Raw genomic sequence first — 18325 nt, 5'->3', positions numbered from 1 at the left:
AGGTGACGTAACGTAACTTTCAAGTAGTTTGTAAAAAAAATACAAAAAGCTGTTTATACCTTTTGTATAAACAGCTTTTATGGAAATAACCCCTTTTGTATAGTACGCCCACAAGATAAAATAATTGCCCCAACAACAACACTTGTTGCTGTTTTATGATAATGCGCTAAGACTAATAAATAGTATGATAAACCTACAGCACCAATCATAATACATACACTTGGCACTGGATTACGAGAGAAGTTTTGCATCCCCCACAAAAGTGCAAATATAGCCGTCGCAACACATAATACCGCTAATCCCATCCCGTTTCCCCTTTATGCATTTATTTGATTTCCCTTGTTGCTAATACACTCGTCAATGCCCCGCTAAAGATAAGCTTCCTATAAACCTTATAACCTCTTGCTTATTCATACATGATCAGCCTCTTTTTGATTTCTATATTTCCATTTCGGCCAATAGTTCACAAAGAAATAAACAAACTGTCCTAATACAAATAAAACAAACGGCATGCCCGCATTTCCATAAACAATTAAATTGTACAAACTCCATACCGCTAAACTCATTGTTAAAAACAACCCTAAATATTTAAACGCTTTATCCGATTGAAATCTCTCAAACTCATCTTGCATTTTCATTCCTCCTATCGCTATGCTCTTTTTCCCGCCATTACCCCTATGATGAGGCTACCAGCAAATAAGAAACTACATACAGTAAATATTTCTGGCGTAGGTATGACATCTCTGCCTATGACTTTGCTCGCACCAATGTAAACAATAAGAAGAACAAATGCGAATATAAGCGAGACATTTACATGCCTTTTTATATTTTCATTTACTCGCTCATCTGTATCTGGAAGTTCTTCTTTTTTGTACTTACGCTTTTTGTAATACACATATACAGTTAAAAGTAGAATTGCTAAAATGTTACTAACTATTAGCAGTAACATCGGTATAGATGGGTCCATAATACGAACTAAAACGTCTCCTCCACATAATCCTAAGACAGTAGCGATATACAACTTTTTAGTGTCATTCATTTTCTCTCCCCTTACTCCAGCGTAAATATTTCCTCTACCTTCATCTCAAAATATTTGGCGATTTTTAGGGATAACTCTAGACTCGGGTTGTAATGATGGTTTTCAATCGCCACGATTGTCTGCCGTGTCACCTGCATCACCTTTGCCATTTCAGCTTGTGTTATATGATGTTGCTTTCTTAATTCTTTAATTTTATTTTTTACACCCATAGGCTCCACCTTCAAAAGTAAAGATATCTTTACTTAAATTATAAATATTTTTCAGTTATAAGTAAAGATATCTTTACAAATTTTCAAAAAACTCTTTTACTGAAAATCTTCTCTAACGTAGTGCGATAGGAATTGCATTTATATCGGCGATTTTCCAAATATATCGACTTACCGATAAATACCGACATCCGTAGCGCTATAATCATAAGAAAAAGCTGTCCCAAAATATCTTTTGGAACAGCTTTTTCCTCTACTACATAAATCCTAATGCCCATACAAGAATATATCCAAGAATCGATAGGCAAACCGAGCCAATCAGCCCTGCTACAAATGCTTTGCTTCCTAATTTGCGGAACGTTTTAAACTCTACATTTAAACCGAGTCCTGCCATCGCCATTGCGATAAGCATGTACGCAATGACTACAATATATCCCGCAACAACTTCTGGGATAATCCCAAGCGAATGCACCGCACTCATTGCTAAAAATCCGAAGATGAACCAAGGAATCGGAAGATCGCGCCACGATCCTTTTTCTTTGCTTCCCTCGCTCTTACCAAACCATAATCCAATTAAAATCGCTACTGGCACAAGCATCGCTACGCGCGTTAATTTCACAATAACCGCGATGTCTACAGCCGTGCTACCGCCTGGCGCTGCAGCCGCAATTACGTGAGCAATTTCATGCAGCGTCGCCCCTGAGAATACACCGTAACCGTACGGAGATAAGCCGAGCACTGGGTATAATAGCGTATAAATAAGTGTAAATATCGTACCTAAAATTGCAATAATCGCTGCCCCAACTGCCGTTTCTTCATCTTTCGCTTTCACTTGCGGTGCAATTGCCACGACCGCTGCCGCACCGCAAATTGCCGTCCCGCATGCTGTTAAAATCCCAAGTTTCTTTTCTACTTTAAATACTTTCGTTAGTCCATATACAACGAAAATGGTAAATGTAATGACAACCGCTGCGATGACCAATACTTTCGGCCCAGCCTTCGCAATATCTACAAGATTTAACCGCATTCCAAGTAAGATAATCCCGAAGCGAAGCAACTTCTTACTCGCAAAGTTCGTTCCCGCTATCGCTTCTTGAGGAATCCCGATTGCCGCACGCCAAACCATCCCGATTAGAATAGCGATTACTAATTGTCCCATAATATTTAAAAATGGAAGCTCTGCTAAATATTTCGCGGCAATGGCAATCAATAACGTAATCCCAATACCTTGCGAAAATCCAAAGCCCTTCTTCTTTTGTATAACAAGTGTTTGTTCCACCTTGTACCACCCCAATAATCATATTGGAACATGCATGTTCTTTCTACTTACATTATAAGAGAGTTTTAATAATAAGTTTAATATCAATATTGAATCTCTATCATCATAAATACTTATGATAAAATAAAATCAAAAATAAAGGGGCCTAACAAATGAACGTCGATATTTTAAAGATCTTTGTTACTGTCGTTGAGCAAAAACATTTCTCTCGTGCTGCGGAACTATTAAACCTTTCACAACCCGGCGTAAGCATGCACATACGTAACTTAGAAAACGAATTTGGAACTACACTCATTCAGCGCTCCCCGAAGCATGTCCAAGTTACGGAAGCCGGAAACATATTATACATACATGCAAAACAAATGCTCTCTCTTTATGAAGAAGCAAAACAAGAAATTAACGAACTACATAACGTTGTAACAGGGACACTTCGCATCGGTGCTAGTTTTACAATTGGCGAATATTTGCTTCCAAAAATACTCGCTAACTATGCGAATGAAAATCCACACGTCGAAGTTCATACATTTATCTCAAATACAGAAGAAGTTTTGCAAAGCCTTCGCTCTAATCAAATTGATATCGGCTTAGTGGAAGGCCAAGTCGTATACGCTGATGTAGATGTTGAAACTTTTATGCAAGATGAAATGAAACTCGTCGTCCCGCCAAACCATCCATTGCTCCATATCAAGGGGATTAACGAAAATACATTGCAAGACCAAGTCTGGGTATTAAGGGAGAGCGGTTCTGGCACACGTGCCTATAGCGATCGCTTTATACACCAACATCATTTAAAAATGAAACGCTTCTTTACATTTAGCAGTATTCAAAGCGTGAAGGAAGCCGTTGCAGCCGGTCTTGGCATCGCTATCCTGTCAGATTGGACTGTTCGAAAAGAACTGTTGGCACAAGAAATATTCCACATCCCTGTTCCCAACGAAGAGCTAATCCGTCCATTCTCCATCGTGCGCGGCAAATATTTTATCCCGTCTAAAGCTATTCAAGTCTTTTTAAAACACGTAGATTCTTTTGCGAAAAAACAAAGTTGACCTTCACATTAGTGTGAAGGTTTACAATACATGTAAAAGGAGTGAAACGCATTGCGAATTGGAGAGTTATCAAAAGAAACTGGGGTTAGCGAAAGGGCATTAAGACATTATGAAGAAAAGGGATTACTCCCTTCGAAACGCCTAGCAAATGGCTACCGTGATTTTGATGAAAGTGCAATCGAAAAAGTAGAGCTGATTCAAATGTACTTGCAAATCGGCTTAAATTTAGAAGAAACCGAACGAATGCTACGTTGCCTCGAAATCGAGCCACATCTCTACGAAAATCCGTGTAGTAGTATCCTTGCACTTTACGAAGACAAACTTGATGAGGTAACAAAGCAAATTACATTACTTTCCAACATTCAAACGAATTTACAAAAACACGTTTCACTCCTAAAACAAGCAAAAGAAAAGGGATGATTACATGTTTGTTATACATGGCAGTTCAAGACAAAACGGAAATACGGAAGCTTTAACACATATGGTGGTTGATGGGATTGAAACAGAACAAATTTACTTGCGTGATCATATTGTCCATCCAATCATAGATCAGCGACATGATGTAGAAGGATTTCAACCTGTAAATGATGACTATCAACAGTTAATTGAGCGCATGCTAGAGCACAACACGATTATCTTCGCTACACCGCTATACTGGTACGGAATGAGCGGCCACATGAAGAACTTCGTTGATCGCTGGTCACAAAGCTTGCGTGATAAATCTCTTCATTTCAAAGAAAAAATGAAAGGCAAAAAAATGTACGTTGTCATCGTTGGCGGAGACAGTCCAAAACTGAAAGCATTGCCGCTTATCGCCCAGTTTCAATATATCTTTGATTTTGTTGGTTCATCATTTGAAGGGTATATTATTGGGGATGCGAATGGACTAGATGAAATCAAGAACGATGCTGAGGCGCTGGCAAAAGCACAATTGTATAATAATAAATTCAAAAATAGCACACAGAAATAAGTTTGACAAATCCATTTGTATGCGCATACAATAAAAATAATATTATGAAAGGAAGGTACTTTGACCAATGAAGTTCTAATTCTCTTATTTATTTCATCCATCACAAATAGTGAACAAAAATGATGAAAACTAGCAGAGGATTAGTCTGTCCATTTGTCGATACTTTCTTTCGAGACGATCATGTAAAAAATCGTTTATTTATGTACGATTTTTACATTGAAGGGCGACGTTTATCCTCTCTAGTGAAACTAGGGAGGTTTTTTTATGACTATTTTAATCGCACGTAATATCGAAAAGAGCTTTGGTGATCGCACCATATTTACGTTACCATCACTAGAAATTCAAGCAAACGATCGTATAGGAATTGTCGGAGTCAACGGAGCTGGAAAATCTACGTTATTACAAATATTAAGTAAAGAAATAGAAGCCGACAAAGGCACAGTAACTCATCATAGTTCAATCGCCATCATTCCACAGCTTAGCGAGGGGATACCGGAAACCGCTTCTTCCCTCGCTAAAGGCAAATGGAATATTTCAAACGTCGCAAATTCAATGAGCGGCGGTGAACGAATGCGCCTAAAGATCGCCCATGCCCTCGAACAAGATGCAGGCATTCTATTTGCTGATGAGCCAACAAGTCACTTAGACATGTTCGGTACAGAGCAATTAGAAAAGGCACTTTTATCTTATAAAGGTGCACTTGTTTTAATATCGCATGATCGTGATCTTTTAGATGCCATATGTACAAAAATCATCGAAGTTGAAGACGGTACTATTCAAGAGTACAAAGGGAATTATTCAAACTATCGAAAGCAAAAAGAACGTGAGCGAATACAAAAGCAAGCAGAATATGCTCAATATATACAAGAAAAAAATCGGTTAGAACAGTCAATTTCACAAAGAAAGCAACGTGCTTCTAGCATGACAAAAATCCCAACACGGTTCAGTTCATCTGAATCTAAACTTTATAAGTGCAGCGGGGCTCATGGGCAAGAAAATGTTAGCAAAGTAGCGAAAGCACTAGAAACACGCCTTGAAAAGTTGGAACAGAAAGAAAAACCGAAGGACTTTTCTCAAGCTCATTTTGACGTACAATACCACACACCAATTCATAGTAAAGCAGTTGTTCAGTTTAATAAAACAACGAAGAAAATAGGGGATCGCACACTATTTAAAAATATGAATGGAACTATTGCTCCTGGTGCAAAGCTTGCTGTTTTAGGGGCAAACGGAAGCGGAAAAACAACTTTGTTCAAAATGCTTCTCGCGAACGAGCGTGGCATTCAGCTTTCGAAAAGTTGTAAAATTGGATACTTTGAACAAACATTATCTATTTTAAAAACAGATAAAACAATTTTAGAAAACGTTCTAGAAGAAACAAACTATACAGAATCGTTCGTTCGAACAATACTTGCAAGACTCCTATTCCGCCGTGAAGATGTTCATAAACCTGTGCACGTCTTAAGTGGTGGAGAACGCATGAAGGTTGCACTCGCAAAAGTATTTTTAGGAAACTATAATATGCTTCTGCTCGATGAACCGACAAACTATTTAGACTTAGCAACGCAAGAAGAATTAGAAATCATGTTACAAGAATATCCTGGCACAATACTTTTCATTAGCCATGACCGTGCCTTCATTCGTTCTGTTGCAGACCATATTCTACAAGTAGATGAGAGTGAACCAAGAGTATTCCACGGTAATTACGAGCAATACACAAAAAGAACAACCGGGGATTCTGTAAACGTTACTGAACAAGAATTATTACGATTACAAACAAAATTAACAGAAATCATCGGCCGAATTTCCATACCAAATCATCACGATGACATCAAATCTCTCGAAAAAGAATACGAAACATTATTAGTTCAAATACAAGAATGTAAAGAAGCGCTCTAATGTCTTCCCTATATATCGACAGGGCCTTCCGCATTTCCCAAGAAATATTGGAACTTCGACATAGAAATATTAGACATAACAACAAAAGGCCGTGCACCAGCACGGCTTTTCACTTTATATTCGGACAGCAGTCCCGCTCACAGCAACCATTAGCATCCCTTCGCGAACTACTTCGTAATCCACGTCGATACCAACAATAGCATTTGCATTTTTTTGTCTTGCGAGAGTTTTCATTTCTTCCATTGCGATGTCGCGCGCTTCTTTTAATTTACTTTCATAAGCGCCAGCACGACCGCCGACAACGTCACGGACAGAGGCGAAAAGGTCACGAACGATATTCGCGCCCATAATCGCTTCTCCATTGACGATATCGATATACTCAATAATTTCTTTTCCTTGAATTGTAGACGTTGTTGTTACAATCATACTTTATAGCCTCCCATATGAGATTTCCACCTACTTATGGTGCACTAATTCAGTACAAATTATATTTACGAACTAAACTGAGCTTCGTATAACCTACTGTATCCTCCGCCTTGCTCAATTAGTTCCTCATGCGAACCTTGTTCTGCAATACCATCTTTATTTACAACAACGATACGATCTGCATTTTTAATCGTTGCAAGCCTGTGAGCAATAACTAATGTTGTACGGCCAACAGATAGTTCTGCAAGTGATTTTTGAATAGCAAGTTCCGTCTCTGTATCTAGCGCAGAAGTTGCTTCATCTAAAATTAAAATTGGCGGATTTTTCAAGAACATGCGAGCAATTGCTAAACGCTGCTTCTGTCCACCTGAAAGTTTCACGCCGCGCTCACCAATAACCGTATCTAAACCGTCTGGCTGCGAGTAAATTAAATCCTCTAACTGTGCTCTCTTTACTGCCTGCCAAATGTCATCTTCTGACGCTTTTAAATTTCCGTAAGCAATATTTTCGCGAATTGTTCCTGAGAATAAGAAAACATCTTGCTGCACAATCCCAATTTGTTTACGAAGTGACGATAACGTCATCTCTTTTGTATCAATGCCATCAATTTGAATCGATCCAGATGATTGTTCATAAAAACGTGGTAATAAACTACATAGTGTTGTTTTCCCTGCCCCTGATGGCCCTACGAAAGCAACTGTTTCACCTGCATGTATTTTCAAACTAATATCGTTTAAAATCGGCTCTTTATTTTCATATCCGAACGTAATGTTGTTATATTGAATATCACCGTGTACATGTTTTACTTCTATCGCATCTTTAGAGTCTACAATATCAGGCTCTGTTCCCAAAAGTTCTACATACCTTTTAAAACCTGCGATCCCTTTCGGATAACTTTCAATAACAGCATTAATTTTCTCAATTGGGCGGAAGAAAATATTCGTTAATAGAACGAATCCGATAAATCCGCCGTACGTTAATTCACCTTGCAGAACAAACCATGTACCACATATTAATACGAAGAGCGTTACGAGACGCATCAGCATATAACTAATCGAAGAATTTAACGCCATAATTTTATACGCCATTAACTTCGTAGTACGGAAACGAGCGTTGTTAACACCAAACTGTTCTTTCTCAAATTTTTCATTTCCGAATGCTTGTACAACGCGAATACCACCAACGTTATTTTCAATACATGCATTGAAATCAGCAACGTCTGAGAATAATCGTCTAAACGTACCTGTCATTTTTTTATTAAAGTAAAGTGCCAACCATAATAAGAATGGAATTACGAAGAATGTTAGAAGTGCTAACTTCCAGTTAATCATCATCATAAATGAAAATGCCCCAATTAAAGTCATTACGGCGATGAATAAATCTTCTGGTCCGTGGTGAGCAATTTCCCCAATTTCCATTAAATCATTTGTAAGACGTGAAATTAAATGACCTGTTTTATTATTATCAAAAAATCTGAATGATAGCTTTTGAATGTGATCAAATAATTTCTGCCTCATATCTGTTTCAATGTTAACACCAAGCATATGTCCCCAGTATGTAACAACATATTGCAAACCTGCATTTAACATATAAACTGCAAGTAAACCGAAACAAGCCCATAAAATAAGCGTCCAGTTTTGCCCTGGCAATAACTTATCGATAAATTGGTTTACGATAAGCGGGAAGCCAAGTTCCAGTAATCCTGCGATAACTGCGCAAGAAAAATCGAGTATAAATAAACCTTTGTACGGTTTATAGTAAGAAAAAAATTTACGCAGCATATATTCCCTCCATTTTCCAAATTAAAAACACTCCCTAAATGATAACCATTATCAAATAATTATTCAAGTTATCCGTCTATGAAACTAAAAATAAGATTAGCGATAGTTGTCATTTTTTGCCGGAAAGTCGATATATTCGAATAATCGCTGATATAAATTTCATTTACTACCTATCCCATCTAAACCAAAAGAAAAGGGTGTCACCTAATGGTGACACCCTCATTTTATTATATAGCTTCTGAATCAAACTCATGCTCCTGCTGGACAAACACAACACCTAATTCGTGATGGCCCCCGGCGTATAATGCCGTTTGAGCAAGACGAAGCTCCCCATTTGTATCTAATACTTCTAATTTACAAAATGCTCCTGTTGTCTTCGTTTGAAGCGCATCATAAAACTCTTCTGTACTTCTTGGAATGACTCCATTTACTTTCGTAATAACTTCTCCAGGCTTTAAATTCATCTCTACCCCAATTGTATTCGGAATTGTATCTAGCACAACGAGCCCATCATTACGTGCGGCAAAGTACGCCGGCCTTGTCTCATCCGCAATTTTCTCTTGCATTGAAATTGTGAAACGCCCAAGCATTGCAACTCCCATCGCGATTATCGCGAATACGTGCCACCAATAACTTGCGATTCCTAAAACGAGCACGAGTCCTGCTAGTCCATATACACGTCTTCCTGTAAATAATAAAGCTTCCGTTGGCTCATAACTTCTAATCGTTCTCATAAATCCAATTAAAAATGGAACGAGGAATAAAGAGTATGTAGTTGAACCTATTGAAACGACAGGCCACCAAGGAATAAAACTTGTCACCGCGTCTCCTGGTATAAGAATAAATACTGGTACAAGCCATAAACGATTTGATTCATGTAGCCCAATTCGTAGCCCACGCTTACCTTTTTTAATTTTCGGCGTAGAATACCGTACTGCATTTTTAGAGATTAATAAACCCTCTACAACGAGCATAACGCCTAGTAAAATAGCAAGGGATACAATTGTACCCTCTTCACCTTCTCCAAGCTGTAAGAAGGAAACTGGCACCTTAGACGATAACAACACGAATGCAATAGCGATACCGAACGTATACGCTACAGATAAATAGCGATACATAGCAGTTAATCCAAATAATAACGTCCAAAGTAAAATTGCCCATAAACTCGCTTTTGAAACGACGAGCCCGAGCCCAATCGTAATAATAGATACGATTAATCCGTACTTAATACCTGCAAATAGAGTTGTTCGCAGTTCAAACCAAATATCATATACTTTAAAAGAAAAATCTTTTCGTTCTCTTAATATACGTAAGTATCCAACGAAGATACTACTAATTAAAAATACATAGACAGCAGGGTGTAAGAAAAAACGTCCAACTGCTCGTAGTATTTCAAAAAGCCATGCCTCCACGAATTCATTCACCACCATTTATATCATTCTTTCTTTTTATCTTATCATATTTAACACATAAAAAAATACAGGCATCAAAGTGCCTGTATTCTTTCTTATTTCGCTATTAATTTCAATGCCGTTTGTAGTTGTAAATCGTTTTCTCCAGAACGGATTTTTTCAATGATTTTATTTTGAATTGCTTCAGCTGTCTTTTTATCAAGTTGTCCTGTCGCTTCCATCTCATTTGCATTTTGGAATGCTTTCAGTGCTGATTCTGTCTCTTTACTAAAGTATCCATCATCACGGCCTGGTACATATCCTAAGCTCTTGAGCATTTCTTGCGCGTGTTTTACTTGCACATCATTCGAATTGTATGAAAGTGTCTTTTCAATTTGAATTGGTGTCGCGTGATAATAATCTGGTTGCTTCACTTCTACAGTTGGCGCGATTCCTTTTTTATGAATCCAATTACCGTCCGGTGTTAACCATTTAAACATCGTTAATTTAATGTTACTGCCATCTTTAAATGGAACAGCCTGCTGAACAGTACCTTTACCAAACGTTTTTTCACCAATTAAATCGTATCCTTCTCCTTCTTTTAGCGCACCAGCTAAAATCTCTGAAGCAGAAGCACTTCCGTTATCAATTAATACTGAAATTGGATATGACTTTCTCTCTTTCAATTCCGTAGAGAATTTCTTCTTCTCACCATTTCGCTGTTCTACTTGCAACATTGGCTTTTTATCTGTCATGATGTCTCCTAGTATGTCCTCTACACTATTTAAATAGCCACCAGGATTACCACGTACGTCAATAACTAAGCCTGCTATATGTTTCTTCTCTAATTCTTTTAACTGATCCTTAAATTCTTTCGCAGTATTTTCAGCAAAAGAAGTAATTTGCATATAACCGATATCTTTTCCGCTCTCTTGCTTTACGGAACTAAATACAGTGAAGATTGGAATCTTTTCACGCTTAATTTTAAATACAATCGGATCAGCCACTCCTGCGCGCTTAATTTCAATTGCAACAGTCGTTCCTTTTTTACCACGAATTTTCAATACTGCTTCTTCACGTGATAAATCTTTCACACTATTTCCATCTACAGATAAAATTTGGTCATTTGGTTTAATTCCTATCTTTTCTGCTGGTGAACCTTTAATTGGCGATACGATAATAAGCTTACCGTCCGTTTTGTTCACTTCAGCTCCAATCCCTTCAAGTTCAGGATCTAGTGATTGACTAAACTGTTTTGCCGTTTCTTTATCCATATACGTGGAATAAGGGTCCTTCAGCGTAGACAACATGCCTTGTATTGCACCTTCGACTAACTTGTCGTCTTTCACGTCTTCCACATAACGTGAATCAATTAGTGCATACGCCTCATTAATTTTTGCCAAATTCCCTTGCGCTGTGCCAGCATTACCATTCGATACTGTTTGCGTTACATACGCTGGGTTTATCCCAAACCAGTACATACCACCAAACATCCCGCCAGCACCAATTAAAAATGCAACAACCATTCCAATAATTGCAACTCTACGTTTCAATGCGGAATTCCCCTTTCCAGAACACACAGGTGGTGTAGCAAAAGGCATCACACGATGTGTGATGCCTTTACCTATTTCTACTATATGATAAGCTTGTACGAATTATGTTTGCAACTTTTTATACTTTTAAGAAGCGACGAATTGACATTACACTTCCCCACATACCAATTAATGCACCGATTAACACTAATAAACCAGCTAATTGGAATACGAACGGGTTGTATGGTAGAAGCTCGAAAATTGTTCCGCCAAGTTTTTCATTAAACACACCTTGCAATGAATTATATATAACTAAAATTACTCCGATTGGAATAATTGATCCTAATACTCCTAGGAATAATCCCTCTAACAAGAACGGCCAACGAATAAACCAGTTTGTTGCACCAACAAGTTTCATAATTTCAATCTCAGTACTACGAGCATAAATTGTAATTTTAATTGTGTTAGAGATTAAGAACATCGCTGTGAATAGAAGACCAGCAATTAGCAGAATCCCGATATTACGACCAGTTTTTACAGTATCAAATAATTTTTCAACTTGGCCTTTACCGTATTGAACATTACTTACAAACTGCATTTTCTCAATCTTTTTCGCGATTGCTGCTGTATCAGTCGGCTCTTTCGCCTTTACAACAAATACGTCTTTCAGTGGGTTATCTTGCTCAAATAGTTCGAACGTTTTTCCACTATCACCTAAGCTTTTAATTAAACGTTTCAACTCTTCTTCTTTAGAAGAATATTTAATAGAATCTACTTTCGCAATTTTACTCATATCTTCTTCTAATTTCTTTTGATCAGCTTCTTTTGCTGCTGGATCAATATGCACACGAATTTCCACATCTTGCTCTACTTTCGTCGCAAAATGGTTCATATTCATAATCGCTGTTAAAAAGACACCTACAAGTAATAATGTAACCGTTACTGCACTAACAGAAGCAAACGTCATCCATCCGTTACGGGATAGATTCTTTACACCTTCTCGCAAATGTCGACTAAGGGTCTTAGTCTTCATATCCGTATCCTCCCTCAATCTCGTCTCGAACAATTTTCCCGCCTTCAATCGCGATTACACGATGACGAATTGTATTTACGATATCTGAGTTATGCGTCGCCATAACAATCGTTGTACCACGCTCATTAATGCGCGTAAAAATCTTCATAATATCAAGAGCCGTTTCAATATCTAAGTTACCTGTTGGCTCATCGGCAATTACAACCTTTGGTCTATTTACAATCGCTCTTGCGATCGCCACACGTTGTTGCTCTCCGCCTGAAAGTTCACCTGGAAGTGCATCTGCACGATCATCTAGACCTACAAGACCTAACACTTCTGTAACACGTTCACGAATCGCATCTGGTTCTTCTTCAATTACCTCTAAAGCAAACGCAACATTCTCATATACCGTTAATTTAGGTAGCAATTTAAAATCTTGGAAAATCACGCCTAATTGACGACGGAAATACGGAACATCTCTTTCTGCTAATGTTTCAATTACAAGTCCATTTACATTAATTGATCCTGTAGATGGTTTCTCCTCACGATACATCATTTTAATAAATGTAGATTTTCCGGCTCCACTCGGTCCAACTACGTATACGAATTCACCTTGTTTAATGTTAACTGTGAGACCAGCAATGGCTTTCATACCATTTGGGTACTCCTTATAAACATTCGTCATTTTTATCATTATTTATCACCCAATACTTAATGATTTTTTTCGAAATACTTTTCTGTACATTTGAAAATAAAAGAATAACCTTATTCTCGCTTGACCATTCTTGTTGAAGGTAGCTTCCATACATGCTTTTTATTAGCACCGCTACTCTATGTAATATATTTCAGCAAAATTCTACAAACCTCATTGTAACATCAAACGGTTTCCAGTTCGGATACATTTTTGTTACAGTTATGTTACATCCCCAAAAAAGGTAAACGAGCTGATTGTATTGCTTAACCTAAAGCGCTTTTCGGTCAAGTTATACAATCAGCTCGTTTATTAATTACGTTTCTTATTTATGTTCTGCTAACCACTCAGCTACTTTTTTCGCGTCCTCACCTTGAATAAGTCCAGGTGACATTGAGCCGCGACCTTTTTTAATAATTTCTTCGATATCTGCAGCGTCATACTTACTGCCTACTTTTCTTAAATCAGGTCCAGTTGCTCCTGCTAAATCTTTCGCGTGACAACCAGCACAACTTCTTTGGAAAATTTGTTCTGCACTATCTGTACTTGCAGATTGTTTCGACGGTTTACTTTCTTCTTTATTTCCACATGCTCCTAAAGCAAAAACGACTGATGTTCCTAACGCAATAGCCAACAATTTCTTTTTCACTTCTATCGCTCCCCATTGTTGATATTCTTTTCATTCATAACTAGGCAATAGTCCTCATAACACACTCAATATTCATTATAAGCATTATCTTTATATAGAAAAACCAAGGTGTATTTCATATTTTTTACAAATATATCGAGAAGCCTAATAAAATAAAGCTTTCACGAATTGTTTCAATTCTGTGAACACCTTAGAAAGTTCTATAAAGAACCTCTTTCTTCAAAGCAAATTAAAAAAATTCCATATAAGGTCCTACTCTATTACCGCTTTGTTTTACTATTCTCTACTTTTTACAAAACAATATGCAGCGTTGTATTCTACATATAATCTCATCAAAAAGAGAAGTTGTCGTTTTCAACTTCTCTTCCTCATTATTTCATCAATATAAATAAGATAAACCTCTTTATATCCTCTTTTACCTCAGCATGTGCCAACAATCCTGTTGGCTTTTTCTCTTATTAAATACGAGAACGTAAATACGCATCAATAAATGGATCAATTTCTCCATCCATAACTGCTTGTACGTTACCCACCTCTGTATTTGTACGGTGGTCTTTCACAAGAGAATACGGGTGGAATACGTAAGAACGGATTTGGCTACCCCATCCGATTTCTTTTTGTTCCCCGCGGATTTCATCTAATTGTGCTTGTTGTTCTTCTAGTTTCTTTTGATATAATTTTGCTTTTAACATTTTCATCGCATGCTCACGGTTTTTAATTTGAGAGCGCTCTGACTGACATGTTACAACCGTATTTGTCGGTGTATGCGTAATACGAACTGCTGAATCTGTCGTATTAATGTGCTGCCCACCAGCTCCACTTGCACGGTACGTATCAATTTTCAAGTCTTCTGTACGCACTTCAATTTCAACTTCATCATTGAACTCAGGTACAACTTCACAAGATACGAATGATGTATGACGACGGCCTGAAGAATCGAACGGTGAAATACGTACAAGACGATGTACACCTTTCTCTGCTTTTAAGTAACCGTAAGCGTTATGACCTTTAATTAATAAAGTAACACTCTTAATACCAGCTTCATCACCTGGTAAGTAGTCAACCGTTTCTACTTTAAATCCACGTTTTTCAGCCCAGCGTGTATACATACGTAATAACATAGAACCCCAGTCTTGTGACTCTGTTCCACCTGCACCTGGGTGTAATTCTAAAATAGCGTTATTTTTATCATAAGGATCGCTTAGCAGTAACTGAAGCTCATACTCATTCATATCTTGAATTAAAGTTTTCACTTCTGACTCTAATTCCTCATGTAAATCCTCATCATACTCTTCTTTTAACAGTTCATGCGTCATTTCTAAGTTTTCGAACGTCTCATCTAACTGACGGAAACTTCCAACCATATCTTTCAGCGCATTCGCTTCATTAATTACAGCTTGTGCGCCTTGTTGGTCATCCCAAAATCCTGCGCCCATCATTTTTTCTTCTAACTCTGCAATTTGTTTTTCCTTAGTAGGGAGGTCAAAGAGACCCCCTAAAAGCCGCTAATCTCTTAGCCATTTTTTCTAATTCTTGCCTAATTTCTACTAATTCCATTTCCTTCACCTCTATGTAATTGCTGTTACTTTCATACGAAAACAAGGGAAACTCTCTCCACTTATTACGGAGAGAGTTTAATCCTTTTTATTATATATTTTTGATGTAAAAGTTTGCAAAGCAGTCTGAACTACAGTTTCCTATTACTGCCCAATGCCACAACAGTTTTTATATTTCTTGCCACTACCGCATTTACATAAATCATTGCGTCCCATTTGGTCACCTTTTACAACCGGTTTTTTCTTCGCTTCTTCGCCATCGCTAGATGGATGAACAGCTTCACCTTGAACAACTTCTTGACGCTCTAAGTTTTGTTCAATTTCGGCTTTCATAATGTAACGAGAAATTTCCTCTTCGATAGAAGCAATCATTGACTCGAACATTGCGAATCCTTCCATTTGATACTCACGAAGTGGATCAATTTGACCGTAAGCACGTAAATGAATACCTTCACGAAGATGATCCATCGCATCAATATGCTCTGTCCATTTCGTATCTACAACACGGAATACAACAACTTTTTCGAATTCACGCATTTGCTCTTCTGGCAGAAGCTTTTCTTTGTCGTTGTAACGCTCTATTAACTTCGCGATAATTGGCTCGCTCATTTCCTCTGGAGCAAGGCGACGTAATTCTTCTTCTTTTACATCCCCTTCTTGCAGAAGGGTTGTATTTAAGTAGTCAACAAGACCTTTAATGTTCCAATCTTCTTCAATTTCCTCTTGTGTATGAAGCGCAACAGCACGTTCTACCGTAGATTTCATCATACCTTCAATAATACTGCGTAAGTTCTCAGAATCCATTACTTCTTGACGCTGTTTGTAAATAACTTCACGTTGCTGACGAAGTACATCATCGTACTGCAGTAACTGCTTACGTGCATCATAGTTATTTCCTTCTACACGTTTTTGTGCAGATTCTACCGCACGAGAAACCATTTTACTTTCGATCGGCTGTGAATCATCCATACCAAGACGATCCATCATCGCTTTCATATTATCAGAACCGAAGCGGCGCATTAATTCATCTTCCATAGACAAGTAGAACTGCGTTACACCAGGATCCCCTTGACGACCAGCACGACCACGTAACTGATTATCAATACGACGGCTTTCATGACGCTCTGTACCGATAACTGCTAGACCAACGTTTTTAATATCGTCTCCAAGCTTAATATCCGTACCACGACCAGCCATATTCGTCGCAATCGTTACAGCACCTTTCATACCAGCTTCTGCAATGATATCTGCTTCACGCGCATGGTTTTTCGCGTTTAAAATGTTATGGCGTACACCTTTACGTGTTAACATTTTTGAAATAAGCTCTGACGTTTCAATTGCAACTGTACCAACAAGAATAGGTTGCCCTTGTTTATGACGATTTACAATATCCTCAACAACTGCATTGAATTTGCCCTCCATTGATTTGAAGATTAAATCAGCACGGTCATCACGAATAATGTCTTTGTTCGTTGGAATTACGATAACATTCATATTGTAAATGCTACGGAATTCTTCTTCTTCCGTTTTCGCTGTACCAGTCATACCAGATAACTTTTCATACATACGGAAATAGTTCTGGAACGTAATTGTTGCGAGTGTCATACTTTCATTTTGAATTTCTACGCCTTCTTTTGCTTCAATAGCTTGGTGTAAACCTTCGCTATAACGACGACCTTTCATAAGACGACCAGTGAATTGGTCTACAATTACGATTTCGCCTTCTTGTACAACATAATCTGTATCAAGATGCATAACAACGTGTGCACGAAGCGCCTGATTAATATGGTGAAGAAGTGCTACATGTTTTAAATCGAATAAGTTATCGATATGGAAAGCTTTCTCAGCTTTCGTAATACCATCTTCTGTTAACATTACATTTTTCGTTTTCACATCAAATGAATATTCTTTTTCATTTTCTAATGTACGAACGAATGCATTTGCAAACATATATAGCTCTGCTGATTTTTGAGCTTGTCCAGAAATAATAAGTGGCGTACGTGCTTCATCGACTAGAATAGAATCGACTTCATCGATAATAGCAAAATGAAGTGAACGCTGAACGCACTGCTCTCTATATAACACCATGTTGTCACGTAAGTAATCGAATCCAAGCTCGTTATTTGTGCTATACGTAATATCAGCAGCATAAGCAGCTTGTTTCTCTTCACGTGACATACTATTTAAGTTAATCCCTACAGTTAAGCCAAGGAACTCATGAAGTTGTCCCATTTCACTTGCATCACGTTGCGCTAAGTATTCATTGACTGTAACAACGTGAACACCTTTTCCTGTTAATGCGTTTAAATATACAGGTAAAGTAGATGTTAACGTTTTACCTTCACCCGTTTTCATCTCAGAGATATTCCCTTCATGTAAGGCAATACCACCCATTAACTGCACACCATATGGACGCATTCCAAGAACACGAGTTGCTGCTTCACGAACAACCGCAAAAGCTTCAGGAAGTAGATCGTCTACTGTCTCACCTTTTGTTAAACGCTCTTTAAATTCAAGCGTCTTTCCTTTTAATTGCTCATCAGTTAGTGGCTTAATAGATGATTCTAATGCATCAATTTGCTCAACTGTCTTCTGCATACGTTTAATTTGGCGTTGGTTAACATCGAACACCTTTTTTAAAATACCGATCATAGGGAATACGCTCCTCTTTTTATTAAAATAAAACTTCCGATTGCTTTTTTCTTTCTCTCTTTACAATCAGTCGTTATAAAAATCAAATATATGTTATGCCAATTTTTCTCCTAATTAAAAAAACTAAAATGTATAAACCTAATGATAATTGTAACACTTGTCTTATAACTATGACAACAATCGTCCAAATGTC

18 protein-coding genes are annotated in these 18325 nt (G+C 37.7%); 4 read left to right on the top strand and 14 right to left on the bottom strand.

Annotated features, from left to right (window positions below; genetic code table 11):
- Positions 1-77: 77 nt before the first annotated feature.
- The 5 genes from BAQ49_RS28375 to BAQ49_RS28355 all read right to left on the bottom strand — a co-directional run bounded on the left by BAQ49_RS28375 (position 78) and on the right by BAQ49_RS28355 (position 2524).
- On the bottom strand, positions 78-305 hold the full coding sequence (locus tag BAQ49_RS28375; RefSeq protein WP_071748017.1) for a hypothetical protein: 228 nt from the start codon (positions 303-305) through the stop codon (positions 78-80).
- Positions 306-410: 105 nt separating this feature from the next.
- Positions 411-632 (bottom strand): hypothetical protein, encoded by a 222-nt coding sequence (locus BAQ49_RS28370; protein ID WP_002089582.1) that lies wholly within the window; start codon positions 630-632, stop codon positions 411-413.
- Between the two features lie 17 nt (positions 633-649).
- Entirely contained in the window at positions 650-1039 is a 390-nt protein-coding gene (locus BAQ49_RS28365) for a hypothetical protein (RefSeq protein WP_071748016.1), read from the bottom strand.
- Between the two features lie 11 nt (positions 1040-1050).
- Entirely contained in the window at positions 1051-1248 is a 198-nt protein-coding gene (locus tag BAQ49_RS28360; RefSeq protein ID WP_071748015.1) for a helix-turn-helix transcriptional regulator, read from the bottom strand.
- A 253-nt stretch (positions 1249-1501) separates the two neighbouring features.
- Positions 1502-2524 (bottom strand): YeiH family protein, encoded by a 1023-nt coding sequence (locus BAQ49_RS28355; protein ID WP_071748014.1) that lies wholly within the window; start codon positions 2522-2524, stop codon positions 1502-1504.
- Between the two features lie 152 nt (positions 2525-2676).
- Between BAQ49_RS28355 and BAQ49_RS28350 the strand changes: the two genes are divergently transcribed.
- From BAQ49_RS28350 to abc-f, 4 genes are all read left to right on the top strand, one after another.
- Positions 2677-3570, top strand: a complete 894-nt coding sequence (locus BAQ49_RS28350; protein ID WP_071748013.1) for a LysR family transcriptional regulator — start codon at positions 2677-2679, stop codon at positions 3568-3570.
- Positions 3571-3621: 51 nt separating this feature from the next.
- A complete protein-coding gene (locus BAQ49_RS28345) occupies positions 3622-3990 on the top strand; it encodes a MerR family transcriptional regulator (protein WP_002016114.1) in 369 nt (122 codons plus the stop codon).
- Between the two features lie 4 nt (positions 3991-3994).
- Positions 3995-4540: a flavodoxin family protein gene (locus BAQ49_RS28340; RefSeq protein ID WP_071748012.1), complete on the top strand. Its 546-nt coding sequence runs from the start codon at positions 3995-3997 to the stop codon at positions 4538-4540.
- 264 nt (positions 4541-4804) lie between these two features.
- Complete coding sequence (gene abc-f, locus BAQ49_RS28335) at positions 4805-6439, top strand: ribosomal protection-like ABC-F family protein (protein WP_071748011.1); 1635 nt, start codon at positions 4805-4807, stop codon at positions 6437-6439.
- Positions 6440-6553: 114 nt separating this feature from the next.
- Here the strand turns inward: abc-f and BAQ49_RS28330 are convergent, their stop codons facing one another.
- The 9 genes from BAQ49_RS28330 to secA form a co-directional block, all read right to left on the bottom strand.
- Positions 6554-6865 carry a heavy metal-binding domain-containing protein gene (locus tag BAQ49_RS28330; RefSeq protein WP_002068307.1) on the bottom strand — a complete coding sequence of 104 codons (312 nt, stop codon included), beginning with the start codon at positions 6863-6865 and terminating at the stop codon, positions 6554-6556.
- 65 nt (positions 6866-6930) lie between these two features.
- A complete protein-coding gene (locus tag BAQ49_RS28325; protein WP_071748010.1) occupies positions 6931-8646 on the bottom strand; it encodes an ABC transporter ATP-binding protein in 1716 nt (571 codons plus the stop codon).
- 227 nt (positions 8647-8873) lie between these two features.
- Entirely contained in the window at positions 8874-10058 is a 1185-nt protein-coding gene (locus tag BAQ49_RS28320; protein ID WP_180237312.1) for a PDZ domain-containing protein, read from the bottom strand.
- A gap of 95 nt (positions 10059-10153) precedes the next feature.
- Positions 10154-11590 carry a S41 family peptidase gene (locus BAQ49_RS28315; protein ID WP_084667599.1) on the bottom strand — a complete coding sequence of 479 codons (1437 nt, stop codon included), beginning with the start codon at positions 11588-11590 and terminating at the stop codon, positions 10154-10156.
- Positions 11591-11708: 118 nt separating this feature from the next.
- Entirely contained in the window at positions 11709-12602 is an 894-nt protein-coding gene (gene ftsX, locus BAQ49_RS28310; protein WP_071748007.1) for a permease-like cell division protein FtsX, read from the bottom strand.
- Positions 12592-13278, bottom strand: coding sequence for a cell division ATP-binding protein FtsE (gene ftsE, locus BAQ49_RS28305; protein ID WP_071748006.1), 687 nt, complete (start codon positions 13276-13278; stop codon positions 12592-12594). Before ftsE ends, ftsX begins: the two co-directional genes overlap by 11 nt.
- A 322-nt stretch (positions 13279-13600) precedes the next feature.
- Entirely contained in the window at positions 13601-13924 is a 324-nt protein-coding gene (cccB, locus tag BAQ49_RS28300; RefSeq protein ID WP_071748005.1) for a cytochrome c551, read from the bottom strand.
- Positions 13925-14382: 458 nt separating this feature from the next.
- Positions 14383-15481, bottom strand: a protein-coding gene (gene prfB, locus BAQ49_RS28295; protein ID WP_098888432.1) for a peptide chain release factor 2 whose coding sequence is annotated in 2 segments (ribosomal slippage) — positions 14383-15408 and positions 15410-15481 — 1098 coding nt in all. Because the reading frame shifts where the segments join, the coding sequence is not laid out codon by codon here.
- A gap of 143 nt (positions 15482-15624) precedes the next feature.
- Positions 15625-18132, bottom strand: coding sequence for a preprotein translocase subunit SecA (gene secA, locus BAQ49_RS28290; RefSeq protein ID WP_071748003.1), 2508 nt, complete (start codon positions 18130-18132; stop codon positions 15625-15627).
- Positions 18133-18325: the final 193 nt, after the last annotated feature.

This window comes from Bacillus proteolyticus, from assembly GCF_001884065.1.
Classification (GTDB): Bacteria; Bacillota; Bacilli; order Bacillales; family Bacillaceae_G; genus Bacillus_A; species Bacillus_A proteolyticus.
The sequence above is the reverse complement of the archived record's forward strand: the minus strand, read 5'-3'. Positions and strand labels throughout refer to the sequence as shown.

Excerpts from the sequence above, each read along its gene's own strand:
- BAQ49_RS28375 (WP_071748017.1), bottom strand. The coding sequence starts at position 305 with ATGGGATTAGCGGTATTATGTGTTGCGACGGCTATATTTGCACTTTTG.
- BAQ49_RS28370 (WP_002089582.1), bottom strand. The coding sequence starts at position 632 with ATGCAAGATGAGTTTGAGAGATTTCAATCGGATAAAGCGTTTAAATAT.
- BAQ49_RS28365 (WP_071748016.1), bottom strand. The coding sequence starts at position 1,039 with ATGAATGACACTAAAAAGTTGTATATCGCTACTGTCTTAGGATTATGT.
- BAQ49_RS28360 (WP_071748015.1), bottom strand. The coding sequence starts at position 1,248 with ATGGGTGTAAAAAATAAAATTAAAGAATTAAGAAAGCAACATCATATA.
- BAQ49_RS28350 (WP_071748013.1), top strand. The coding sequence starts at position 2,677 with ATGAACGTCGATATTTTAAAGATCTTTGTTACTGTCGTTGAGCAAAAA.
- BAQ49_RS28340 (WP_071748012.1), top strand. The coding sequence starts at position 3,995 with ATGTTTGTTATACATGGCAGTTCAAGACAAAACGGAAATACGGAAGCT.
- abc-f (WP_071748011.1), top strand. The coding sequence starts at position 4,805 with ATGACTATTTTAATCGCACGTAATATCGAAAAGAGCTTTGGTGATCGC.
- BAQ49_RS28330 (WP_002068307.1), bottom strand. The coding sequence starts at position 6,865 with ATGATTGTAACAACAACGTCTACAATTCAAGGAAAAGAAATTATTGAG.
- BAQ49_RS28325 (WP_071748010.1), bottom strand. The coding sequence starts at position 8,646 with ATGCTGCGTAAATTTTTTTCTTACTATAAACCGTACAAAGGTTTATTT.
- ftsX (WP_071748007.1), bottom strand. The coding sequence starts at position 12,602 with ATGAAGACTAAGACCCTTAGTCGACATTTGCGAGAAGGTGTAAAGAAT.
- ftsE (WP_071748006.1), bottom strand. The coding sequence starts at position 13,278 with ATGATAAAAATGACGAATGTTTATAAGGAGTACCCAAATGGTATGAAA.
- secA (WP_071748003.1), bottom strand. The coding sequence starts at position 18,132 with ATGATCGGTATTTTAAAAAAGGTGTTCGATGTTAACCAACGCCAAATT.